Raw genomic sequence first — 24,337 nt, 5'->3', positions numbered from 1 at the left:
AGTAGCTCCTGAACAATCAATCACAATCGGTATCTGTGAACAATCACAGCAACCGAGCTTCAACGATGTATTCAGGCAATAATGGGGGGTGGTGACGCTTGTGCGAGGGTAAACGAATAAAGTGACAGCGGGGTGACCGCTGCGTCATGCATTACAACAGGGTTGTTCAACTGCAGTGCTGCAGCTGCGGCGCTACATCCATGACCTGAGATCACGCAATGGCCACAATCTGTTGAGCAGTCGGTTAAACAGTCAGACATGTCGTCGCAGCAGTCTTTGGCAGATGGTGCATGGTGCTCAGACCGCAGCTGACGTACTTCAGCCATTCGCGCCGCCATTAATTCACAGTGGGCGTCGTCGCTGTTAGTTGCCGTTGATTCTGTCAGACTCACTTTTTGGTCCATGGCGTGTACGTCAGGCAGCATCGTGCTGTTGCCGGAAAACGGCAATAGCAACAACGAGCATACTGTGACGAATACAATCCAAAACCGCATAAATTGCTCCCAAAGTGAGTCATTTCACTATACCCATACTTTTCACGTTTGCAAACACTAGGTTGTAAATACAACTAAATAATCGTCATGATTTTTGCCAAATATCTGACAAATCTAAGTTTTGTGTCTACGTTTAAAGAGAAACCTAAACGAGGAGCAACGTAATGACAGCAACCATGGTCATGGGGCTAGCCTCCATTCTCTTTCTTTTCGCGATCATTATTGGCGTTATGCTAGCGTTCGCCCGATTTGGCAAAGGTAATAACCCACCACCGGTGTTGGTCTGGTGGCACGGTGCTTTTGCAATTCTTGGCTTTCTTATTTTGCTTTACGGTGCGTTTTTTGTGGGGTATCCGGCTACGGCTACCACAGGCATCGTATTGATCGCACTTGCCGCCATAGGTGGATTGATTATGCACTTTAAATACGACCGCCGCCGGCAGTTAATTCCAGTGTTTATGGTGTGGGTGCACGGGGTCGTCGCTGTTGTCGGCTTTGTGATGATTCTATACGCGATGCTTAATATCGCGGATACCACTCGGCTATAACGAATCTATCAATATAAATAAAGGCAGCTCAGCTGCCTTTATTTTTGCGCCCCTCAAAAAGTGATAAAGTGAGCTCTGCCTAGCAACACTATTGTTCAAGGAATATTGCAACCATGCCTAAGCAATTTTGGCTGATGAAAACCGAACCCGACGAATGCAGTATTGATGATTTTGCCAAGAATCCAACGCAGCCGATTCGCTGGGACGGAGTGCGTAACTTCCAAGCACGCAATTTTATCCGCGACATGGACCTCGGCGATCACGTGCTGATTTATCATTCTAGCTGCAAGCACATCGGAATTGCCGGCATTGTGACTGTCGCGAAATCCGCCTATCCGGATCCCAGCCAGTTTGATCCCCGCTCGCCCTACTACGATGCCAAATCCTCAGATGATAACCCCCGTTGGAGCGCCGTGGATCTTGTATTCACGACAAAATTCCCTCGTATCCTTTCTCTCGACGAACTAAAACAACTGCCCGCATTGGATAAAAACCCATTGGTAAAGAAAGGTAACCGCTTATCCGTAATTCCCTTTACGGAAACTGAGTGGAATGCCATCCTTGAAGAATCGAAATAAACAAATGGGAACGTGAACATGAAGCTCTATGAAACCGCCACTGCCCCCAATCCACGCCGCGTTCGTATGTTTTTGGCCGAGAAAGGATTGCTTGATGAAGTCGAGTGCGTGCAAATTGATTTACAAAAAGGAGAAAACCTCACGCGTGAATTCACGGCCCGAAATCCCATGCGCAAAGTGCCTGTGTTGGAACTCATCGACGGTACCTGCATTAGTGAAACCATGGCGATTTGTCGCTACTTCGAGGAAGCCTATCCTGAATCACCCAAGCTTCTTGGAGAAACACCCCTAGAGAAGGCGCAGATTGAGCAATGGCTGCGATGGATCGAGTTCTATTTAGCCATGCCCACAGGCATGGCGTTCCAACACTCCAGTGGTTACTTTAAGGATCGCATGAACTGCTTCCCCGAGTGGGGCGACGATTGCAAGTATGCCACGGAACGCTTCTTCGAGTTTCTTAACGACCATCTCAAAGAGCGCGAGTTTATTTGTCATGAACGCATTTCTGCTGCGGATCTCAATGCTTTTGCAATCGTTCAGTTTGCTCGGGTCATCAAAGTGCGGATGCAAGCGAGCCAGTCTTATTTAAATGCATGGCATGATCGAATTGCTGCACGCCCTTCTGCCCACGTATAAGCATTATGCAGAGTGCAGCACCCACCATAGGGTGCCGCTGGCAATCATGAGCCACAACACCGTGGCTACAAGAATGGGCTTCAATCCAGCTTGCTGCAATCGCGTCACCGACAAGCTTGCGCCAATTAAAAACAAACACAATGCCAATAGGTGGCGCGCCCCCTGAAATGCGAAGGTATACAGCGGTTCGCCTTGCGGAATAAATTCGGCAATTACGATAGCCAGCACATAGAGCACAATAAATAAGGGGATTGCAGGAAGCTTACTTGCAGCCTCGGCCTCTGGGTGCTGACGGCGATACCACCAGGCAGCAACAAACACCAAGGGCACAATGGCCAACGCTCGGGTTAGCTTTAAAGTGGTGGCAACGGCAAGGGATTCTTCACCATAGAGTTCCGCAGCAGCCACAACCGACGAGGTATCGTGAATTGCCAAGGCCGCCCAGACGCCGAATTGTTGCTGAGACAACTGAAAAAAATGACCTACCGCTGGAAATACCCACAGGGCGATAGCGTTTAATACGAACACACAGGCCAAGGCCACGCCGATATACTCGCTGCGAGCGCGAATCGCGGGAGCAAGAGCGGCGATGGCACTACCGCCGCAGATTGCGGTTCCTGCACTGATTAAAGCGCCGGTGGTCGGCTGCATCCGCGTAAGGCGAATCAGCCCCCATCCGAGTAGCAAGGCACTCACAATCACCGCAATTAACAAACCTAATTGGTTTATGCTGGCTTCCAGGGCCACACTAAGATTCACGCCAAACCCCAAGCCGACAATAGCAATGGCGAGTAATCGCTTAACCCACGCACTGGGATTTATTTGTGGCGGCACCCAACCGAGCAGCGCCATAAGAAGCCCTAGCACCAAAGCATAGGAGGAGCTGATCAATGGCGTAAGACTAAGCAGCGCCAGAAACAAAAAAATAATGTGTTTAAGTGCAACAACCTGCATGGAGAGTCTGTCCTTATGAGCCGGAGCCCTATTTAACCACACTTTAATACAAATTCCCGTCTTGCGAATTCATTGATTTACCACGATACTTTCGCTGCGACTTACATGGTGCCAGTCATACAACGCAAAGATAACAGGTTTGGCACGTACAGAAGACAGAAGGATAATCACAATGAAAATTCAATATCTCGTTGCAGGGCTTTGTGTCGGGGCGTTAGTCCTTCACTTTAGCTCGAAGAACCCTGCCTTTGCGAATGATAGCCGCTGTAAAGTGTCGAAAACCGAAACATTTTCACTCACCATCGACCAAGCCAAACGACTTCAAGTAGGTATTGGTCCCGATAAACTTACGCTGCGAGGACGTCGGGGCGACGCTGGGGACATTAAGGTCCGTTTTTGTGCCTCTGATGACTCACGTATGGATGCCATGCGCGCGGATTTAGCCATTCGTAATGAGAATGCAACCTTAGAACTCGATCATGGTGGCCAATCTAATCGGACGTCCGGCGGTTGGTTTAGTCGTCGCAAGAGCTCCTACAGCTACTTTGAAATTGAAGGAAACTTGAGTGCATTGATGGACGTCGATGTCAGCGTAGGTTCAGGATCCGCTAACATTTCCGGCTTTTCAAGCGCCAATACCATCATCGGTAGCGGCTCACTCTCGGTTGAAGATATTGCCAATAAAGTGTCGGTCACCGTCGGTAGTGGTAAAGCCACACTCCGGAACATTGGTGAGCTTGATGTTGGCGCCATTGGTTCTGGAAGTGCTGAGGTACGCCGCGTGCGTGGCGGTGTAGCCGTTGGCAGCATTGGCTCCGGGAAAGCGCACTTAAACCAAGTTGAAGGTAACGTGAGTGTCGGGAATATCGGTTCTGGTTCGTTCCGAGCAGAAGATGTAACAGATTCAGTGGTCGTCGGTAGTGTCGGTTCAGGTAGTGTTGTGGTGCGCAACGTCGAAGGCGATTTAACCGTTCGCAGTAAAGGCAGCGGTTCGATAAGCCACGAACGGGTAAGCGGACAAGTGAGAGTTCCGAATCGTTAAGCGCTTTGCTTCACTTGCCGTAATAAGAGTTCTGCTTCGCGTTGCGATTGATTTAGCAACGCGACAGCAGAAATCTGAAGATTCGCCCCACTCGTGGTATAAAACGCTGTTTCAATCTGTTCAACTGCTTGCAATATCGCGCCGGCGTCACCGCCATAATATAAAATTGCATGTTCAATAACCTTCGTCATTCGAATCTGGGTTAAAAACTCTTCCTTTTCGATGCCTAGCATCTGCTGTGTACCGGAAAGCAATCCAACCAGAAACGCCTGCTCACAAGCCTTCTTATCCGCCCCTTGCGCTTGCGCCATATGCTGACACATAAGTGCGCGAACAAGTACGATCCGCACCTGCGACACATTGCCTAAGCGCAACAACATCATCAGCAGTACCCATTTGCGAAATGCCTCAATGCCAATCAATAAAATCACTTCTAGCACGGACTCAATTCGCTTACTGACGCCATAATAGGGGCTGTTGGCTATGCGTAGCAGATTCAACACCAGCATCGGGTCTTGCACAAGTAAATCGGCAATAGCGGAATAATCCGGATCATCACGGAACGTGTGACTTAATACCGACGTAAACTCAGTAAGACCGGCGGGTACCCGCTTGCCATGAATAACTTCTGGGCGCGCCAGAAAAAAACCCTGAAACAAATCAAAGCCTGCATCATAAAAGTCCAGATAAGTTACTTCATCTTCGATACGTTCTGCCAACCAGAGTGCGGGCAACTCGCGAAGCTTACGACGCTGCAGTTTTACATCAGTAAAACTCGTTTGCTCGATATCTACTTTGATGATGCTGGCCATTTCTAACAATGGAAACCAACTGGACTTGAATTCAAAATCATCTAACGCAAAGCGAAAACCGGCGTCGACCCAATTGCGAATCGACCGAATTAGCCTTGGTGTGGGCTCAATGCGCTCCACAAGCTCGACAATAACGTGTTCAGGTTTGATCGGTAGAAAAGAACCGGACTCAAGAAATTCGGTGGACACGTTAATACAGATGGGGTCGTCGAAAAAAGTACTCTGCTCTATCACTCCAGCACATAAGTTGTGTAATAGCTCACTCGTTGCCGCGGTATCCCCAACGTCTAAAGCAGTCGCGCCATTTTCATGTCGATAGAGTAACTCCCGCGCATAAATGTCCCCGACCCGATCATAAATGGGCTGTGCCGCAAACATCTGAGAGTCCACGAGAATATCCTTATTCGTAGTTATCATTATAATGCTCTAAGCTAGCTTAGTTCTCTTTACAAATCCAGCTCATTTTTTGAGCGGTGCGTTTCCGATAGTTTATTTCTCAATCTCTTCTAGGCAAAGCGATGCACTCAATGTATAGGCCGTATCTCCTAGCGGCGAGTCATCATCATCCGCTGCCACCGCTGCAGCATAGAGAGTTGAGCACGTGTTGAAAGCGTCAGGTATCTGCCAGATCAGTACAAAGGTTGTTTGCTGTTCCCCGGATTCATGCGGTTTACTCGCTACCGGGTGCGTGTGTGTCAGGTATTCGATGTCTTTGTACGTCACAACTTGTTGACCCGCTGCGGCCTTCCAACGACCGTCCTCGACCATGGCCTGAAAACCACCCACGCGACTTTCGGGGTCGAGTAACACTAATGTAAGTTCAAGTGTACTTCCCGGCGTGATCGACTCTGTCAGTGGCAATAAACGCAAACCACTTTGCGTTGAAGGCTCTGGACCTGCGAAGTGACAGCTACTGCAATCCTGCTGATTTTTAGCGCCCGTATGAGCAGGTGGCGCACCTTCAGGAAAGGCGGCCACCGCACAACTAATGACGGCTGTACAAGCAATAATCAGCCGATATCCATTCATTCGCTAATCCGCGCCTGACCTATAGTGTTTACATCGGTACCAAACCAGATGCTATGCGAATCTGCGTCGTACACCATGTGACGAACCGTCCCTGCACCGCTAGGTACGGCAAAAGACGCCGTCCAACGTTCTGAACGGGTGTCGAACCCAACGAATGGATTCGGTTGCACACCGGTTTCTACAATCCAGAACACATCATTTTGGTCCATGGCAACGGCATAAGGGCGAGAGTTCTCCGCTGAAGGCGCACGCCATTCATGAATTTCCTCGGTTTCTGGGTTATATCGACCGACATAGCCGTCGGCATAGTCGGCATACCACACATGGCCTTCGGAGCTGACTGCAAGACGACGAGAGCGTGTTTGTTCGCGCGGTAAATCGATTTCAACCAGTTGCCCATCCGTCACAGTGGCAATGCGATTTGTGCCCAGCATCACAACCCAAGGTTGGTCTTTGTGAACCACTACACCGTAAGGTCGTGAACGCGGCCGCTCAACCTCATACATGGTGAATTCTTCGGTTTCCGTGTTGAAGAAACCAATACGATTACCGCCTTGCTCTGTAAACCAAATATTGCCTTGGCTATCCCAGTCCATGGTGTGCACATCACGGGGCCCATCGCCTGGAGGGTAGTATTTGGTAATGTTGCCAGAGTCGACGTCTAGGAAACCGAGGTGATTAGCGCGATTACCGGCATACCAAGCACCACGATGATCGGAAATCACGGTGTGAGGCCCGGCCCCATCTTCCAGATCCCACTTATGGAACTCGCCTGTCGACGGGGTTAAACGTCCCACATAATGGGTGCGCTGGCCCACGAAATAAATGGTGTCTTCACCGCCGACCCAGGGATCTCGCGAACGCGGACCTTCATAGGGCACTTCCCATTCCTGAATTTCAATACTGGCATGATGTAAATTTCCATGGTTGTGCGCGAGCACCGCAGATGCCGATAGACCAAGCGCAAGTGCGCTAGTCCAGAGCAAACCTGGAATAGACTTGAAACGTATCATGATTGCGTCCTCCGCTACTGTAACCTTGTGTTACATACGACACTTAGTGTAGCGGATGCCTTTGATATTGCGTTGAAAGTAATGATGCGTTAGTCGCAAATTCAATCACACTCACCGATCTACATAACGTTGTGGCGGTAGCTACGACCCGAATCGAGTGGCTCAAATGATTCCAGAGCAACGCCCAGTACTTGAGAATGATCGGGTTATTATGATGGAAATCGATGGTCAATTTTTCCTACAAATCAATCATGGTGACTGGCGACCATATATGCGCTAGGCTTTCAAACAGTTGTTTAATTCATTCTTCTCAACATCACAAAGCAACACCCTGTTGAGATATTTTGTAGAAGCACAGCATGAAAGAGAGCGTCATGACATCAACTTCACCGCAACGAATTTTTATTACCGGTGGCGCCAGTGGCTTTGGATTTGCACTGGCTACCCATTATGCCAAACAGGGATGGCGCGTGGCCATCGGCGATATTTCCGATGAACAAGGCCACCTCGCCGCAACCGAGTTAGGCAAACTCAACCCCAAAACTGAAGCCCGTTACCTGCATTGTAATGTGACCCAAGAAAGCGACTTGGCGAAAGCCATGGCTGTGCTTAAGCGCGATTGGGATGGGCTGGATGTGATCGTCAATAACGCTGGTGTGGCCCAAGTCGGCGCCATTGATACAGTGGATATGCAAGATTGGCAATGGATTACCGATATCAATGTGTTTGGCGTGGTCCGTGGCTGCAAACATGCGGTACCGTTATTCAAGCACCAAGGTTCAGGTTATATCGTTAATATCGCGTCTATGGCCGGTTTACTCGATGTTCCCAACATGGCGGCTTACAATGCCACTAAAGCTGCCGTTGTTTCCATCTCGGAAACCCTTCAGCATGAACTTGCCCCGCACAACATTGGTGTGAGTGTGGTGTGCCCATCGTTTTTTCGCACCAACTTAGGGGCTACCATGCGCAGTACTGTTCCGGGCATGGATAAAACCCTTGATAAGCTGATGAGCAAGAGCACATTAAGCGCAGATGATATCGCCCAAGTCGTGGCAAAAGCCATTGAAAAACGTCAGTTTTATGTGATTCCCCATGCCAATGCCCGCCGTATTTGGCGCTTGAAAACCTGGTTGCCCCGGCGTTGGTATGCGCGCATGATGCAAAAACAAACAGCAAAGCTTCGAGGCAAATCAGCATGAATGTATTAACCGCACTTTTTCAGGCATGTCAGCGCGCGTACCACGATCAACCCGTGCCACCCGCCAGCGCGCGCATCGCACATTTAGAGCGGTTAGAGAAAGCACTTCTGCAACAACAGGAAGATTTTGTACAAGCCATCAACGACGACTTTGGTAAACGCAGTGAAGACGAAACCCGCCTCGCCGAGCTATTACCGTCGCTTGAAGGCATTAAGTACGCAAAAAAACGAATTAAACGCTGGATGCGCCCGTCTCGTCGCTCCGTTGGCCTTGCCTTTCAACCGGCTAAAGCACGCGTTGAATATCAGCCATTAGGGGTGGTTGGTATTATTGTGCCTTGGAATTACCCACTCTATTTAGCGATCGGCCCACTTACGGCGGCCTTGGCAGCAGGTAATCGGGTGCTGATTAAGATGAGCGAATATACCCCTGCTACGGCCACGGCGCTGCAAACGCTGATTGCGCATGTTTTTCGGGAAGACCATGTTACCGTGGTGACTGGAGGACCTGACGTGGGTAAGGCGTTCGCTGAGTTACCCTTTGATCATTTGCTCTTTACCGGCGGTACCGAAATCGGACGCCATGTCATGGCCGCCGCCGCAAAAAATCTAACACCGGTTACATTGGAGCTTGGCGGCAAATCCCCGGCCATTATTGGATCGCTACAGGGTGCATCCGAACGAGCCGAAGCCGCGGAACGCATTGCCTTTGGCAAGGCATTGAATGCTGGGCAAACCTGCGTAGCTCCAGATTATGTATTGTGCCCAGCCGATGAAGTAGACGCCTACGGGGCACTTATTAAAGCAGCGTGGGAACGAATGTATCCTTCCTTTGGGCATAACCCTGACTACACGCAAATCATCAATGATCGTCAATATCAGCGCTTAACCGAGCTTCTCGACGACGCTCGTACAGGTGGTGCGACGGTAATTCAATGTAATCCCGGCAATGAATCCTTCGCTAATAGCCGTGTGATTCCGCCCACCATCGTGATGGGCGGTGGCCCTGATCTGCGCATTTATCACGAAGAAATTTTTGGGCCTATCCTGCCGATCAAACCCTATGCACACATCAAGGATGCAGTGGCACAGGTCAATCAAGGGGGTCGTCCCCTCGCGCTGTATTACTTTGGTTTTCAGGAAAGCGAGCAACGCTATGTGCTTGAGCATTCCCGATCCGGGGGTGTCTGTATCAACGATACCGTATTCCACGTTGCCCAAGATGACTTGCCATTTGGCGGAGTTGGTCAATCGGGGATGGGGCATTATCATGGCCACGAGGGTTTTCTTACCTTTAGCCAAGCACGTAGTATTTTAACCAAAGGCAAACTCAACAGCGCCAAGCTGATTTATCCGCCCTACGGCGGCAAACTGCTGCGCCTTATCTATCGATTGTTTATTCGTTAACAGGTGCATTATGAATCGCCGCTCATTTCTTAAACTCTCTCTGGGCGCCACCATCGTGCTGGTTTCCGTGGGCGGCACCGCGCGCTTTTTCCAACGTTCTCGCCGCACCTCAGCTAGCGGCTATCAGGTGTTACGCGCACAAGACCTATTGTTTTTTAGCGCCCTCTTCCCGGCAGTCGTGGGCCCGCATCCGCATTTTCATATGGACACTGCCTTAGCCAGTTTGGACCGGATGCTCACCGCCAGCAGCCCCGCTATGCGTAAGGAAGTTTACGATCTCTGTGACCTCGCAACCTTTGCTCTCACCCGCGGCCCTGTCACCGGCGTCTGGAGCGGTTGGCGACAGATTTCAGTTGAGCAAGCGTCTGCCTTTCTACAACGTTGGCAACATAGTCGGATCAGCCTTTACCGACAAGGCTACCAAGGCATTTGTCAGCTCTGCCAAATGGCGTGGTATGGCGTTCCTCAGGCATGGCATGCCGTAGGCTACCCTGGCCCTCCGGAATTCCTACAGAGGCTTTGGGAACAATGAATAAAGACGTGTACACACTCGGCATGGACCGCGGCTGGAACATCATCGATGCTCGTTCATCCACACAAGTGATGTCATCGCCCGATGTAATTATCATTGGCTCAGGCGCTGGCGGCGCAACGGCAGCAGCGGCTCTCGCCAAATTCGGTAAGCGGGTTCTAATTCTCGAAGAAGGCTCGCTAAAAACCGCCAAAGACTTTCACAATGATGAGCTGAAGGCGTATGCGGAGCTTTACCAAGAAGGCGCCTTGCGCACGAGCAAAGACGGCGGCATTAGCATTTTGCAAGGCCGAACCGTGGGCGGCACTACCACCGTGAACTGGACCAGTAGCTTTCGCACACCTGCATCAACGCTCTCCTATTGGCGCACACACTTTGGTATCGCCGATGCGCAAGAAGACCTACTGCGACCGTATTTCGAACGCATCGAGCAACGCCTGCATATCGAACGCTGGGCCGCCTCCCCCAATGAAAATAATGCGGTGATTCAGCGCGGATGTGACCGGCTCGGATGGCAATGGGATGTGATACCCCGCAATGTACAGGGCTGCTGGAATCTAGGCTATTGCGGAACCGGCTGCCCCACGAATGCCAAACAGTCGATGTTAGTGACGTCGATTCCAGAAGCGCTCGATCACGGTGCCCAGCTCATTCATAGTACGCGTGTGCAACAACTAGTCTGGGACAACGACCGTGTCACTGGGGTGATTTGCCAACCCATGGACAGCCATTTGCACGATACGCAAGGCGATGTCATTCACATCAACGCTCCGCTCGTGATCCTAGCAGGGGGGGCTATCAATAGCCCGGGGGTGTTACTTCGCTCACAGGTTCCCAATCCACATCGCACGCTTGGGCGTCGCACCTTTTTGCACCCCGTGTGTATGAATATGGCCGTCTTTGATCACGCCATTGATGGATTTTACGGGGCGCCTCAGTCGATTTACTCGGATGAGTTTAACGCTATTCCCGATGGGCCGGAGCTCGGTTTTAAGATCGAAGTGGCACCGATGCAGCCGAGCATTGTGTCTGCGCTAATGGGAGAATTTGGTGAACAGCACCATCAGCGTATGCAACAGCTCGCAAACTCAAATCTGATGCTGGCATTGATGCGGGATGGTTTTCACCAAGATGATCCGGGCGGGCAGGTCGAATTACGCAAAAATGGTGATGCGGTGCTCGACTACCCTCTAAGAGCGCATCTTTGGGCCACCTGCAAGCAAGCATTTTTGCGTATGGCGAAGGTTCAATTCGCAGCGGGTGCGCGCAGCGTAATGCCGGTACATGCGTTAGGCCAGGCTTGCACATCGTTGGCTGAATATGAAACCCATCTGCAGCAATTACCCATGCGTATTTTTGATGTACGCTTATCCAGCGCTCATGTGATGGGCGGTTGTGGCATGAGCCAACGCCCTGAAGATGGCGTGGTGGACCCCAGTGGGCGACACCATCAATTGCACAACCTCTACATTTTTGATGGCTCCATATTTCCCAGTAGTATCGGCGCCAATCCCCAAATGAGCATTTACGCCTGGACGCAAAAACTCACAGAAGCGCTGATTGAGCGCCTGCGCTAAAACCCACAGGCACTCATCGTTGAGGTTCGTTTAAAAAGGCTTCGCCATGGCTAGATGGAAAATCGCCAACAGCTGCACAAAAGCCAGTATCGCGGCAATAATACGTGTACGGGTTGCGAATTTTGGCTTAATGGCAAACACGCCTGCGACGATGTAACCCACCAGCAACAGGATCTTCAATAGTAGCCAATGCTGACCAAGAATATTCCAGCCGCCAATCACCACCAGTGAGATGGCCATGACCAGTAAAATGGTGTCGTTTACATGCGGAATCCACCGTAATGGTGTGCTGCGCCAGCCTGGCTTGCCGGCCGCATCTAGACCCAATCGCACGAGCAAAAATAACCCCGTAAGGTACGCGGTTAACATATGAATCATCTTGAAGGTTATATAGTGTTCCATAATCTCTCTCTTTTTTATCGTTATTCTCAACAATCTCAATCAAGGGCTCGGGTTTAGTCTGCCACTACACTTTCGATCATTCTTTAGGCACAAGCATTGTGACAGATCAAAGTTTCTAAGTCCGCTTCTGAGTATGCTACGACTTCACACTCAAAAAGCGTGGATATCCTTATGTTGTTATCATCTTCTCCTGCTACTCAAGGACATACTGAAGCCCTTGCCGTTCCTACGTGGGATCAGGAGTTGATTCAGCGCTACAACATTCATGGCCCGCGCTACACATCCTATCCGACCGCCTTGGCATTGTCCCCTGATTTCTCGGTGAATCAGGCAACTTCTGCTCTTGGAGAAAGCGCACAGCCATTGAGTTTGTATATCCACATCCCGTTTTGCCATTCCCTATGTTACTACTGCGGTTGCAACAAGGTGATCACCCGGCATCAACACAAGGCCGATACCTATCTTGATGCCCTTATCGACGAGATGAAACTCTATAGCCCTTTCGTCAGCCATCGAAAAATTCAGGCGCTGCACTTAGGTGGCGGTACACCTACATTTTTGTCTGAAGCCCAGTTTACCCGCTTATTTCATGCTCTCAGTGAGCATTTCGATTTTGAGCCGACACAGTGTGATGAAGTCAGTATTGAAATCGATCCGCGGGAATGCACTTTGGCAAAGCTCTCGCATATTCGCGAACTCGGCTTCAATCGCGTTAGCTATGGCGTACAAGATTTCGACCAGGATGTGCAAATTGCCATTAATCGCATTCAAGATGAAACCCTCGTACGCAACCTGGTGGATGCGTCGCGGGAACTTGGATTCGATTCGATCAATTTGGATTTAGTCTACGGATTGCCCCATCAAAATCTGGAATCCTTTCAGCACACCCTTGAGCGCGTGTTGACACTCAATCCCGATCGTATTTCGTTATTTAGCTATGCGCATTTGCCGTCACGCTTTCCTGCCCAACGAAAAATCAAGGATCACACCTTACCCAACGCCAGTGATAAATTAGCGCTCTTACGTGCAGGTATTGAAACCTTCACCGGTGCTGGTTATCAGTTTATTGGTATGGACCATTTTGCCCGCCCCGACGATGAACTTGCCATTGCGCAGCGCGAAGGCCGACTGCAACGGAATTTTCAAGGCTATACCACCCATGGTTCCGATTGTTTATTGGGCCTAGGGGTTTCATCCATTAGCCAAGTAAACGGCGTGATTTGGCAACATGAAAAAGATGTCGGTGATTACCAACGAATGATCAGTGAACAAGCCCTTGCGGTGACGAAAGGGATCAGCCTCACTCGTGATGACCAAGTGCGCGCAGCTCTCATTATGCAATTGATTTGTCATTTCAGCCTAGATATCGCCAGTTTTGAACACAGATGGCAGATCAGTTTTCACGATTATTTTGCCGACGCCATAGAAGCCTTATCGCCCTTTGTGACCGATAAGCTCGTTATCCTTACATCTCAGTCGATCCAAGTAACACCAGCGGGCCGATTGTGGGTGCGCAGTATTTGCAGTTGCTTCGATGCATACCTGCAACAAGGCCAAACCCGCTACTCCAAAGTGATTTAACCCCGAACCACCGCTGTATCTTTCGCGCTGAGTAGCCAACGCACCGCGTTGGCCACTTCGGCGTTGGCTTGTGTCAATAACAACTAAAGTTGGTAACGGCCCGGTGTTGCCCACCAATAGAGAGAACGCGCGCGCAAGGCATCCGTGTGACTACATCACCATCTCTGATTTGCTGGTTAATTTCTTCGGAGTAATGAAACACAAACTGGTGCATATGGGTCCAAGCTTCACCTTCAGACGCTTCGTGGCCAAAAATAGAGCAGGCGACGTTTCTATCGGTTTTATCCAGCACACACAGTAAATAGCCAGATTCAGGAATGGCTTCACCCGCTTCCGTTTGCATCAGATCCAACCAATTACCAATGCATTCCACATCTGTTTGCAAACAACGCTGACTCAGCAGATGCCGACCGATCTCCTCTGTGAGCTGTTCATCGAGCATATCGCCAGGCGCAGGGCCTTGAATGCGATTGATCAATACCGACAGCTCAAACTCATCGATTTCCGGGCGTCGAGGTCTCATATAGCGGTGAGTTCGCGCCAACATCAAGGCAATCTCATCATGAATTCCTTGGTATTCCTCATTTTTCTCCCAATCTTCAAGAACGCGAATACCATACACCCCAGCGCTGAACCTAAACCACTCGAGCTTATCGGCAATCTCGTTGGCGGTACGTCCTTCCAACACCATACGTTCCGCCTGACTATTCGCCGCCAAAGGATACGGATTAAGCACCGGCGTAAAACTCAAAGTCGCAATCAACATTCCCAGCAAGGCGACCCCGACATTAATGCGCGGAATCCATGTCCAACCGTTACTCTTGCGTAACCAGCAGCTCGCACTGTAGCCCAAGCTATATAAGGCAAGAAGAGCTACCGCCAAGAACGCCCAGTACCGTTCTGCGGTCCAACCATAGTCGCCAATGCGTACCCAAACCGCAGCCACTGCCAGAACTCCGAGTATAGGGCTTAGGGCGAGCGCCGCTCGTACCAACCAATTCAGGATTCGCGAGTAAGGTAACGCCTCGTCGCCTAATTGAAACACTGCGTTAAAGAGCACAATCAGAAACACCAACAGCACACTTAGGGTCACTGCCATACTCACATGGCTAGTTCCGTGCCAAAGGGCTGAGAATCCAACGAACGGCAACGTGGCTAAGAAGATTAGTAATACAAAAGCGGTAACCGGCAGCAAACCGGTACAGAGGGCAAAAATTAATTTGCGCGAGGTTTGAATTGCGTGCTCTTGGGTACGCCCAATGAGAATCCCCATACCAAACAGGAAGCCAGTCATAGCAGCAACGAACGCTTCAGCGGTGAACAAATCGAAGAAAAAGGAAATATTGATCAAGCGGAACAATGCCGCCCACAGCATCAGCAGGCCCCAACTGATGAGTATAAAAAAGAACGCTAGCGTGAGGGTTAATGTATTTTGCCACGCATTTTTAAACAGCGAAGGGTAGTCCATGCGCCACGAGCGCCATTGCAAACGCGACTGCAAAAACGGTACAGCGGCGAAGGCAACCAAAAACATCACGACGGCAAAGGCAGACAGCACGTGATCTGCAGGCAGGAAGTAGTCGGAAGTTACGATCCGTGCCGAGTACCAAGCAAGCGACGCGAAGATCAGCACTAATAATCCTATATGTTGCCAGAAGAGCCGATCCGCCAACACTCGAAGCGACAGCATAAAAACCGTGGGTACAATCAGTACTAGGGTAATGAGCGTTACTTGGCTGACCAAAAGCGGTAGCCAGTTATGCTCAATGCCTTTGAGCACCACATACAAGGCAATCGCTTGCAGAATGCCCACAGTAACCAATGTGAATTTTTCCGCCCGCGCTAAATGAATTCGGGCGTGATTGCTTTGAGCGTCAGTGGTCGATTCCATCCCGTGCATTCCTTTACCAGAAAAACGAATTCCATTTTGCACAGTTTTCAATCGATATGCTATTCACCTTTTACAGCCAACGCAGTGCGTTGGGTACAGGGGCCGGTCTGGCACGGTGGTGGGATAAGTCACGTGGGGGTGTGCGCGGCAGGGAAGCCGCGCCCAAACCTATAGGGACATATCCACGGCGTCCCCCACGGGGCTTTCTCACCGCTGGGCCTTGAATCGACCACGGGCCAACGCGGTGCCTTGGGTACCCTTTATCGTTTCACGACATGATCGCCGGCTTGAAGCCCCGCGACAATTTCTACCCAAGGCTGCTGCTCTTGGCTAAACACATCGCCAAGGCGCACAATTCGACGCTCAATTCCTTGTTCAGTATCCACCCACACAAAGGTGAGTTGTCCTTGTTGCTCGATCCACGCTTGAGGCACGAATAACCCCTGACGCTCGCCTACGGGTACGGTGACTTTCCCATACATACCAGGATAGAGTGTGTCTGGCGTCGTCAACACAAGGCGAACGATAAAGCTGCGCGATGCAGTGTCTGCCGCCGGTTCTATTTCGACCACGCGCCCGCGTACATCCTGCTTAAGTACATCTAGGCGTACCGGCAATTCATCGCCAATGGCAAGCAATCCCAATGCAGATTCACTGATCGACGCTTCTAAACGCAGCGTCTCGGGATCATACAAACTCACAAGGTGCATACCCGGAGTTGCAGTGTCGCCGGTAAATACCGCCCGACGGCTAATCACACCGGAAAATGGCGCGACTATCACACTGAAACCTTCGCTCGTACGAGCTTCAGATAAGGCTTCCCGGGCGCGATTGAGCTCCGCTTCAGCGCTGTCACGCTGGGCCCGCACTTCATCGAGACGTGCTTCCGGCAGCAAACCCTGACTCACCAGTTGCTCGCTGCGCTGAAAGTTTAATCGCGCTTCGTTTACCCGTGCCTGTGCCGCAGCAAGCCCTTGCTCCTGCTGCCGAACCCGTGCGCTTAAATCGTCGCTTTCGAGACGCAATAACACATCACCTGCTTCCACAACATCGCCTGCATCTACCAATACATCGGCCACTCGAGCCGTAATACGCGCAGATAAGTTCGCCTGTTGACGCGCCTGCATGCTGCCACTAAAAGACCGCGATTCAGCAATCGTGGTGTACTCCATTTGCAGCGTATCACCGGCACGTTCACCCGTACTCAATTGTGTTTGCGTGGGTAACTTAGCAACAAAGCCACCCGCCAGCCAAATAAACACCAACATCAGGCCTAGTGCGGCCGCGGCAATACTCATCAGTGTCTTACGATTCATCTGCTAACTCCTGTTGCGAACGCGGTAAACCGTGTCCTGGCGTATTCTTGTACATCATGTAGTACACCACCGGCACTACGAGTAAGGTAAATAGCGTAGAGGCGCTAATGCCAAAAATAATGGCCCATGCCAACCCATTAAAAATGGGATCTAACGTAATCACAATATTGGCGAGCATTGTTGTGCCAGCCGTAAGTAATATCGGCCGTGTCCGCGCTGCGCCCGCATCATAAAGAGCCTCTTGCAATGAACATGGGGTTTGCAGTCGCTGGTGGATAAACTCAATAAGAATGAGCGCATTTCGCACCACAATCCCCGCCAGAGCAATCATCCCGATCATCGCGGTTGCCGTAAATAATGTTGGATTCGGATAGCTAGCAATCTCGCCGGCAAATCGATTCAAAAACCAGAATCCTGGCATAATGCCTATGATGGTTAAGGGAATGGAAAGCATCATGATTCCTGATACAGCCTTCAGTCCGGTTTGCAGAACCATCACGATATACACGCCTAACAACGCCACCCCGTAGGCAATACCCAGGTCGCGAAACACGTCTAGAGTAATCTTCCATTCGCCTTCGCCGCTCCATACCACCTGAATGGAATCCGGCACCGACCAGCCTAAACCAGCGCCATTATTGAAGTAATGGCGACGCCATTGCGGCACATACTGATCGCGGTCACTATTCTGATCTACCATCACATCCGCCACAACATCAGCAGGTACTCGGCCGACCGATTCTGCGTATACGTAAGCCACAGGGCGAAGGTTTTTGTGAAAGATTGGGCGATCGACGGTACGCTCAACAAAGCGCCCAAGCTCCGCAAGTTGCACCAATGGCGCCGGCGCATCCACCAATCCAGTACCCTGTAATTCTCGAGCGACTCCCGGTTGTCCGCGAACATACAACGACAACAGATGGTCTGGGTTATCACGCTCTCCGCGTGGTAAACGCACTTCGATAGGCAGCGGATTTACTTCCGTGGGAATTTGTAAGTAGTCCACCACCTGCCCCGCTAATGCCGTGTGAATGGTGCGCTGAATGTCTTCGGTAGAAACGCCCGACAAGGCTGCTTTTTCCCGATCGACCTCGAAGCGCCATACGCGCTGAGGCGCCGGCACCGACGTATCCACTTCACGCACCGAATCTTCTCGCGCTAAACGCTGGGCAACGATATCAGCCGCCTGCTCTAATTCCACATAAGGTGTGCCCGGCTGACCATAAATCTCCGCAACCACGGTGGCTAACACCGGCGGTCCGGGCGGCACTTGCACGATATTCAATTTCGCGCCAGCAGCTTCTGCTATCCCGGTAAGTGCATCGCGCTCGCGCGTAGCAATTTCATTAGATTGCATCGCCCGACGCTGCTTATCCGACAACATAACGCGCACTTCACCATGCCACGGTTCGCCACGGCGAAAGTAATGGCGCACCATGCCATTAAAATCCATGGGTGATGCCAGTCCGGCAAAGGTTGCTACCGCTTCAACTTCCGGCACCTGTTGCAAATAAGCTGCGAGGCGCTGAACAACCAGCTGAGTTTCTTCAACTGCACGCCCTTCCGGCATATCAATCACCAGTTGAAACTCATTTTTGTTATCGTGGGGCAGTAATTTTAGGGGTACCAATCGTAATGCCGGTAGTGCAGCGGCAATCACAAACAAACCCACCACAGACCAAATAAAGATTTTGCCGCGCCGATCGGATACCAACAGCGGCTCTAAAATGCCACGATAGCCCCGATACAAGAGCGTTTGCGTTGGATCATAAAGACCGCGATCACGGGCGCTACCCATAATTTTCCACGCCAACCATGGCGTAATGAGAAACGCTGTGGCTGTAGAAAAGAGCACACTAATGGGCACGTTAAAGGCCATCGGCGCCATATAGGGGCCCATCATGCCCGTAATAAAAAACATGGGGGTAAATACGATCACAATGGCCAAGGTGGACATCAGTAGCGCGCTACGAATTTCTAGCATGGCATTGATAATGCTTTGCTTGCGAGAACCGTCTTCGCCTTGAATATGACGCTCGATGTTATCGATGGCCGCAATGGGGTCGTCGACAATCAAACCAAGCGCCAAGATCAATGCAAACAAAGTGACTCGATTAATGGTGTAGCCAAACAGCAAATCCATACCCAGCGTCATGCCGTAGGCAATTGGAATTGCTATGGCCACCACAAGAGCCGCTCGCCAACTTAAAAACAAGCCGACGAAAACAACCACAACCACCACCGCAACCGCCAGACTGCTGACCAGTTCCTTTACTTTTTCATCGGCGGTATCACCATAATTACGAATCACCGCAATATCTGCGCCGGCGGGCAGACTCTGCTCACGCAATGATTCCATCACGGCCAAGGTGTCGCTAGCAACACGCACGGCATTGGCCCCACGCTGTTTTCCTACAGCGATATAAACCGCTGGCAAACCCTGAGATGCGCCACTGGGATAGTAAAAGGTATACTGGTCCGCTTGCGTGGCGATATCACGCACGGCGGCCACATCACGCAAGTAAACAGGTTTACCATTCACCACGTTAATCACGGTATTGCCTAGTTCGGTCGCACTCTGGAAGAAGGATCCGGCCTCTACCTGAATCACTTCACCCGCGTGATGCAAGCGGCCGGTTTGTTGCTGGCGATTACTACTAGCGATAGCGCGTTGCACATCTTCGATGGTGGTTTGATGCGCTGCTAAATCGACACTATTCAATGCAATCTCGATAACACGAGATTGCCCACCATAAACATCCACGCGGTTGGTTTGAGGAACAGCCTTGAGTTGTTGTGTGGCTTGCTCTGCTAAACGTCGCAAATCATAGCTATCCACCTGATCCGGCTTGGTACTGTACAACGCTGCAACCACGATTGGCACATCGTCTATTTCAATGGGCTTCACGGCCCAATGGGTTACTGCCGTTGGAATTTCATCCGGATGGGAATAGAGTTTGTTGTAGAGCTTCACCAAGGAATCTTCGCGATCTTCACCCACATAGAATCGCACCGTCACCAATGCCTGATCGCGATTCGATTGGGAATATACATACTCCACACCATCAATTTGGCTCACCACCCGTTCAAGCGGCTCTGTCACCTGTGTTGCAATTTGTTGGGCAGATAAACCTGGTGCCTGCACAAGGATGTCGGCCATGGGCACCACGATCTGCGGATCCTCTTCCCGAGGCGTTAACCACAGGGCAACGGCACCGAGAAGAATCGCAAAGCCAATGAAAATTGGCGGAAACGCACTATCGAGAAACCAGCGGATGACCGAACCTTTCATGTATCACTCCTATCTCTTAGCCCGGCGCTTACTTAAACGCTTGGCCAGGTTTTGCACCTAAGGCTTTCAGTATTTTCGCTAGCGGGCAAAAGCCACTAAAGGCCGCTTGCAGCATATTGACGCCGACAAAGGCCGTTAACCAAAGCCACAACGGACTGACCTGCCAAGCTAACAGTACCGACAGTAGGATTACGCTACCTGCAAAGGCAAATACGATACGATCGATGTTCATAGTCTAGTCTCTCCAAATACAATATATTACTTAATTCTAATATATTAGGCCAAAAAAACACAGGGTCGATAAAACCCTATGCGCAATAAATCGAGTGTAAGGTTTCTAACATCTGCAGCGCATGTTTGTCATCAACGCGATACCAAACCGTTGTACCGGTTTTCCGATACGACACAATCTTCTGTTCCCGCAGCTTCGCGAGGTGTTGGGACAGAGAAGATTGTGACAACCCTACTTTTTGCTCTAACTCGCCGACGGACATCTCACCTTTTACCAAGTGACACAAAATCATCAAGCGATGACTGTTCGCCAGTGATTTCAGTAATGCTTCCGCATGTGAGGCATTTTTTTGCATGTCTTCAATCGAAATAGTAATCATAAGTCTATTATATTAGCTTTATCTAATTTATCAAGTGGCAACTGCATTTACATGTTTCGGAGAATACACCGCCTGTTGGCGGTAAAACAAGCGCCAGCACCGACTAAAGTACTATTTACATGTAAAGACTTACTATTTTTCAGTTAATTACATTCACCTCGTAACCATGTTGCGTTGTTCATCTAAGCCCATGGCTAACAGCAAAGGTGATTTTTTCTGGCGTTGAACAAAGTCGTCCTTGTTCGTTATTTGCTGCCATTGTTCTGCGATCAAGGCTTGGGCTACAGCGCCGCCCATGGTACTTCCAGGGCCAGTAAGGATAATCACATCTGGCGCAAACTCTTTCGCAGCGGTGACCACAGCGGTACTGAAATCGTAGGTTTCACACACTTGATGCACCAAGGTATATTCACGCAATGCCCGATTATCAGTGCCCAATGGCTGCCAAATATGGCCACGGCCATCAATCATAGGCACCTCCGGTGCCGCAAAGAATTCTGGGCTGAATCGCTGCAACGCCTGCTCACTGGCCGCCTTCATCAAGGGCGTATGAAACGCACTGTGTCCGGGCAATATCAAAGGGTAGCGCTCTTGCGTAGGGGGTAACGTTACCGCCCCATGTTGAATCGCTGCGCTAGTCCCCGCGAGTACTTGATAGCCACCGAAGCGAATCGAGGTATACAACCGCTTATTTTCACCCGTCGCTGACAACAACGGTTGTATTCTTGCGTCGAGTTCAGGATCGAAGCGCCAATCGTCGCCGACATTGGGATACAACAGCTGACCACCGAGATCCGCGCTATTGGTCATCGCCGCCATATCGCTCACGAGTTCAAAACCCCGGGTTGCATTTAAAGCACCAGCGCATGCGAGGGCAATGTACCACCCCATAGAATTACCCGTGACCCCAACAATGTCGAAGCGATCCCGATTAATGGCCTGAAAATCCGCATAAGCACAGCTGTAAATAAGTGGTGCCGCGTTGGTCGCATGCAAATGTAATTTGGCACTAAATGTGGCCGCTTCATCTAAGGCTGTCACCGTAGGTTGGTCGGTTCCGCGCAAAGCATCAAATTGCTCAAATAAGTCACTGCGCTGGCCATGATAGCGTCCCAAATACCCTAGTTCTGGGCGGTTATAAGTTCCTCGCCCAGGGCATATTACGAGCGCGCGTTGTTTTTTGGCTGCGGTTGTCATTTCACGCCTCCTTGGCTCGGCGCTTGAATAAGCTGCCTGACTGCCGCTACGATGCCATCTTTATCGGGTAACACGTGATAAGCCGCTTTGGCTAACGGAATAAAAGAGTCGTCGGCGCAAACACGCCCTAACACCGCAGGGCAATTTGTTTCTTGGAGTCGCGTCCATAACTCTTCAGAGACCGATCCCGTTTCTCGACACTCGTCGACGATAAGCACGTGACTACTTTCGGCAATGGCGGCAATCAGGCTCTCCATGGGCAATGGATGCAACCAGTTTAAATCGATCACACGCACCGATAGCCCCGAACGCGATAATTCGCGCGCCGCCTGTCGACTCAAATAATACCCGTTACCATACGACACAATACTCACCTGTGGCGCAGCCCCTTCGTCCACTGCACTGACGCTACCAAATGCCACGCGCTCCTCCGGTTCCGGATAATGAAAGCTCCATTCGCCATCACCGGGTTCGTGCAGATCCTTCTGGTTGTATAGCGCGATGGGCTCAAGGAAAATCACTACACGGCGCTGTTCATCCGCTAAGCGAATCGCTTCTCGCAGCATGCGAGCACCACTTGCCCCATTCGATGGACAGGCGACCACGACTCCGGGTAAATCACGAAACACGGCAAAACTGTTGTCGTTATGGAAGTGCCCGCCAAAACCACGTTGGTAAGCGAGTCCCGCCACACGAATGACCATGGGATTGGTAAACTGTCCGGCACTAAAAAACGATAAGGTCGCCGCTTCGCCGCGAATCTGATCTTCAGCATTATGCACATAAGCCAAAAACTGAATTTCTGGAATGGGGATAAAGCCATTGTGAGCACAACCAATGGCCATCCCCAGAATACTTTGCTCATCGAGAAGCGTATTAATCACACGGCTGGGACCAAAATGCTGAATCAATCGACTGGTGACTCCGTACACTCCGCCTTTTTTGCCGATATCCTCCCCCATCATCACCGTATTAGGATACCGCCCCATAATATCGAGTAACGCCCAATTCAGGAGTTTATTGAGGGTTTGGGGTTTGCCCAGATTATGTTTTTCATGGGCAAATAAGGCCGCCCGTTGGGCATCAGCTATGGGCGGTGGCAGCTCTGCGACTGGATAGTTTGGCGCAATAGACGCCATCACCTCGTCGGCATTCGCTAGCTTAGGACGCACAATGGCTTCCCGGCCCACAGCGCGGACACGATCAAACAAACTTACCAGATACGAACGCATTTGTTGATGACTTGCAATGCCATAGGCTGCGAGTAACGCAAGGCTGGTACGCAAGGGATCGTTAAGCTCATTGTGGGCAATTTGCTCTTTACTTAAATAGGTCATTTCCGCATCCGAGCCTGCATGCCCGTACAAGCGCACACATTTCATATGCAAAAACACCGGCTGCCGTCGTTTCCGAGCAATACGTTCTGCTTCTCGGGCAGCCCGATAAACATCAAGCAGGTTACGCCCGTCGCAACTTAAATAGTGGAGCCCTGGGCGCTGTTTAAAACCTGCTTCAATCCAACCATGAGGCGTGCGAGTACTAATACCAATGCCGTTATCTTCACACACAAACACAATCGGCATAGGCACATTTTGATAGGCAGCCCAACAGGTGGCATTAATGGCCCCCTGTGCGGTGCTGTGATTCGCCGATGCGTCGCCAAAACTACACACCACTAAACTATCTGCAGGCACCTCGCCTGCACGATTTAAACGTTTTGCTAAACCAATGCTGTGGGCCATGCCCGCAGCTTTCGGCAGATGCGAGGCAATGGTACTGGTTTGCGGTGGCACCATCACCGCCTTACTACCCAGTACTTTATGGCGCCCGTGGCTAATCGGGTCGTCTTTGCTCGCAGCAAAGCTAAGCAGCATATCGTAAATCGGAGTCGTACCCGGCACTTGTTTCTGGCGCTGAATAAAGAACGCGCCTGATCGATAGTGTAAAAAAGCCATATCCGTAGGCCGCATCGCTGCTGCAATAGCCGCATTGCCCTCATGCCCAGCGGAACCTATGGTATAGAAGCTTTCACCGGCCGCTTGCAGCTCACGACTATGTAAGTCCAACACCCGACTCGTGAGCTGGGTATCGACCCAGGCAAAGAGATCCGCTAGGGTTAACCCCAAGCGCTCAAGATCCGGTAAATCGTCTGGTTCGGGTAAAGGCGTATCAAAAAGCGCACTCAACAGGCGCTCCTGCAACGGATAATCTTGGTTCATGAGCA

The 24,337-nt window shown here is 50.8% G+C and carries 23 protein-coding genes; 10 read left to right on the top strand and 13 right to left on the bottom strand.

The window, feature by feature from the left end; all coding sequences use genetic code 11:
- Positions 1-71: 71 nt before the first annotated feature.
- Positions 72-494, bottom strand: coding sequence for a hypothetical protein (locus FM042_RS07785; protein ID WP_143235860.1), 423 nt, complete (start codon positions 492-494; stop codon positions 72-74).
- Between the two features lie 164 nt (positions 495-658).
- On the opposite strand from FM042_RS07785, the gene FM042_RS07780 reads away from it, so the two are divergent.
- The 3 genes from FM042_RS07780 (at position 659) to FM042_RS07770 (ending at position 2,256) form a co-directional block, all read left to right on the top strand.
- Positions 659-1,042, top strand: coding sequence for a hypothetical protein (locus tag FM042_RS07780; RefSeq protein WP_143235859.1), 384 nt, complete (start codon positions 659-661; stop codon positions 1,040-1,042).
- A 113-nt stretch (positions 1,043-1,155) separates the two neighbouring features.
- Positions 1,156-1,620: an EVE domain-containing protein gene (locus FM042_RS07775; RefSeq protein WP_143235858.1), complete on the top strand. Its 465-nt coding sequence runs from the start codon at positions 1,156-1,158 to the stop codon at positions 1,618-1,620.
- Positions 1,621-1,638: 18 nt separating this feature from the next.
- Positions 1,639-2,256, top strand: a complete 618-nt coding sequence (locus FM042_RS07770) for a glutathione S-transferase family protein (RefSeq protein ID WP_143235857.1) — start codon at positions 1,639-1,641, stop codon at positions 2,254-2,256.
- Positions 2,257-2,259: 3 nt separating this feature from the next.
- On the opposite strand, the gene FM042_RS07765 is transcribed toward FM042_RS07770, so the two are convergent.
- A complete protein-coding gene (locus tag FM042_RS07765) occupies positions 2,260-3,210 on the bottom strand; it encodes a YeiH family protein (protein ID WP_143235856.1) in 951 nt (316 codons plus the stop codon).
- A 172-nt stretch (positions 3,211-3,382) separates the two neighbouring features.
- Here FM042_RS07765 and FM042_RS07760 point away from each other — a divergent pair, with 172 nt between their 5' ends.
- Complete coding sequence (locus FM042_RS07760) at positions 3,383-4,252, top strand: hypothetical protein (RefSeq protein WP_143235855.1); 870 nt, start codon at positions 3,383-3,385, stop codon at positions 4,250-4,252.
- Here the strand turns inward: FM042_RS07760 and FM042_RS07755 are convergent.
- The 3 genes from FM042_RS07755 to FM042_RS07745 all read right to left on the bottom strand — a co-directional run bounded on the left by FM042_RS07755 (position 4,249) and on the right by FM042_RS07745 (position 7,106).
- Positions 4,249-5,454 carry an EAL and HDOD domain-containing protein gene (locus FM042_RS07755; RefSeq protein ID WP_185960742.1) on the bottom strand — a complete coding sequence of 402 codons (1,206 nt, stop codon included), beginning with the start codon at positions 5,452-5,454 and terminating at the stop codon, positions 4,249-4,251. The two genes, FM042_RS07760 and FM042_RS07755, sit on opposite strands and share 4 nt — an antisense overlap.
- Positions 5,455-5,553: 99 nt before the next feature.
- Positions 5,554-6,093 (bottom strand): choice-of-anchor V domain-containing protein, encoded by a 540-nt coding sequence (locus FM042_RS07750; protein ID WP_143235853.1) that lies wholly within the window; start codon positions 6,091-6,093, stop codon positions 5,554-5,556.
- Complete coding sequence (locus FM042_RS07745; RefSeq protein ID WP_143235852.1) at positions 6,090-7,106, bottom strand: Vgb family protein; 1,017 nt, start codon at positions 7,104-7,106, stop codon at positions 6,090-6,092. Before FM042_RS07745 ends, FM042_RS07750 begins: the two co-directional genes overlap by 4 nt.
- A gap of 157 nt (positions 7,107-7,263) precedes the next feature.
- Here FM042_RS07745 and FM042_RS11995 point away from each other — a divergent pair, with 157 nt between their 5' ends.
- The 5 genes from FM042_RS11995 (at position 7,264) to FM042_RS07725 (ending at position 11,823) form a co-directional block, all read left to right on the top strand.
- On the top strand, positions 7,264-7,386 hold the full coding sequence (locus FM042_RS11995; RefSeq protein WP_269902492.1) for a hypothetical protein: 123 nt from the start codon (positions 7,264-7,266) through the stop codon (positions 7,384-7,386).
- 94 nt (positions 7,387-7,480) lie between these two features.
- Positions 7,481-8,308 carry an SDR family oxidoreductase gene (locus FM042_RS07740; protein WP_143235851.1) on the top strand — a complete coding sequence of 276 codons (828 nt, stop codon included), beginning with the start codon at positions 7,481-7,483 and terminating at the stop codon, positions 8,306-8,308.
- The gene (locus FM042_RS07735) at positions 8,305-9,714 is read left to right on the top strand and encodes a coniferyl aldehyde dehydrogenase (RefSeq protein WP_143235850.1); all 1,410 of its coding nucleotides are present in this window, start codon (positions 8,305-8,307) and stop codon (positions 9,712-9,714) included. The genes FM042_RS07740 and FM042_RS07735 overlap by 4 nt, the downstream gene beginning before the upstream one ends.
- A gap of 10 nt (positions 9,715-9,724) precedes the next feature.
- Complete coding sequence (locus FM042_RS07730; protein WP_143235849.1) at positions 9,725-10,246, top strand: twin-arginine translocation pathway signal protein; 522 nt, start codon at positions 9,725-9,727, stop codon at positions 10,244-10,246.
- Entirely contained in the window at positions 10,243-11,823 is a 1,581-nt protein-coding gene (locus tag FM042_RS07725; protein WP_143235848.1) for a GMC family oxidoreductase, read from the top strand. Before FM042_RS07730 ends, FM042_RS07725 begins: the two co-directional genes overlap by 4 nt.
- A 30-nt stretch (positions 11,824-11,853) precedes the next feature.
- Here FM042_RS07725 and FM042_RS07720 read toward each other — a convergent pair whose 3' ends face one another.
- Positions 11,854-12,225 carry a SirB2 family protein gene (locus tag FM042_RS07720; RefSeq protein WP_143235847.1) on the bottom strand — a complete coding sequence of 124 codons (372 nt, stop codon included), beginning with the start codon at positions 12,223-12,225 and terminating at the stop codon, positions 11,854-11,856.
- 171 nt (positions 12,226-12,396) lie between these two features.
- Here FM042_RS07720 and hemN point away from each other — a divergent pair, with 171 nt between their 5' ends.
- Complete coding sequence (gene hemN / locus FM042_RS07715) at positions 12,397-13,806, top strand: oxygen-independent coproporphyrinogen III oxidase (RefSeq protein ID WP_143235846.1); 1,410 nt, start codon at positions 12,397-12,399, stop codon at positions 13,804-13,806.
- A 73-nt stretch (positions 13,807-13,879) separates the two neighbouring features.
- Here hemN and FM042_RS07710 read toward each other — a convergent pair whose 3' ends face one another.
- The 7 genes from FM042_RS07710 to FM042_RS07680 all read right to left on the bottom strand — a co-directional run bounded on the left by FM042_RS07710 (position 13,880) and on the right by FM042_RS07680 (position 24,332).
- Positions 13,880-15,697: a DUF4153 domain-containing protein gene (locus FM042_RS07710; protein ID WP_185960741.1), complete on the bottom strand. Its 1,818-nt coding sequence runs from the start codon at positions 15,695-15,697 to the stop codon at positions 13,880-13,882.
- 260 nt (positions 15,698-15,957) lie between these two features.
- Positions 15,958-17,013: an efflux RND transporter periplasmic adaptor subunit gene (locus FM042_RS07705; RefSeq protein WP_143235844.1), complete on the bottom strand. Its 1,056-nt coding sequence runs from the start codon at positions 17,011-17,013 to the stop codon at positions 15,958-15,960.
- Complete coding sequence (locus tag FM042_RS07700) at positions 17,003-20,305, bottom strand: efflux RND transporter permease subunit (protein ID WP_143235843.1); 3,303 nt, start codon at positions 20,303-20,305, stop codon at positions 17,003-17,005. The genes FM042_RS07705 and FM042_RS07700 overlap by 11 nt, the downstream gene beginning before the upstream one ends.
- Positions 20,306-20,333: 28 nt before the next feature.
- A complete protein-coding gene (locus FM042_RS07695) occupies positions 20,334-20,537 on the bottom strand; it encodes a YgaP family membrane protein (protein ID WP_143235842.1) in 204 nt (67 codons plus the stop codon).
- A 76-nt stretch (positions 20,538-20,613) separates the two neighbouring features.
- Complete coding sequence (locus FM042_RS07690) at positions 20,614-20,916, bottom strand: ArsR/SmtB family transcription factor (RefSeq protein WP_185960740.1); 303 nt, start codon at positions 20,914-20,916, stop codon at positions 20,614-20,616.
- Positions 20,917-21,069: 153 nt separating this feature from the next.
- Positions 21,070-22,113 (bottom strand): ACP S-malonyltransferase, encoded by a 1,044-nt coding sequence (locus FM042_RS07685; protein WP_143235841.1) that lies wholly within the window; start codon positions 22,111-22,113, stop codon positions 21,070-21,072.
- The gene (locus FM042_RS07680; RefSeq protein ID WP_143235840.1) at positions 22,110-24,332 is read right to left on the bottom strand and encodes a thiamine pyrophosphate-dependent enzyme; all 2,223 of its coding nucleotides are present in this window, start codon (positions 24,330-24,332) and stop codon (positions 22,110-22,112) included. Before FM042_RS07680 ends, FM042_RS07685 begins: the two co-directional genes overlap by 4 nt.
- Positions 24,333-24,337 lie beyond the last annotated feature (5 nt).

Source organism: Aliidiomarina halalkaliphila (assembly GCF_007096385.1).
GTDB lineage: Bacteria > Pseudomonadota > Gammaproteobacteria > Enterobacterales > Alteromonadaceae > Aliidiomarina > Aliidiomarina halalkaliphila.
This window is presented reverse-complemented; position numbering and strand designations above follow the sequence as displayed.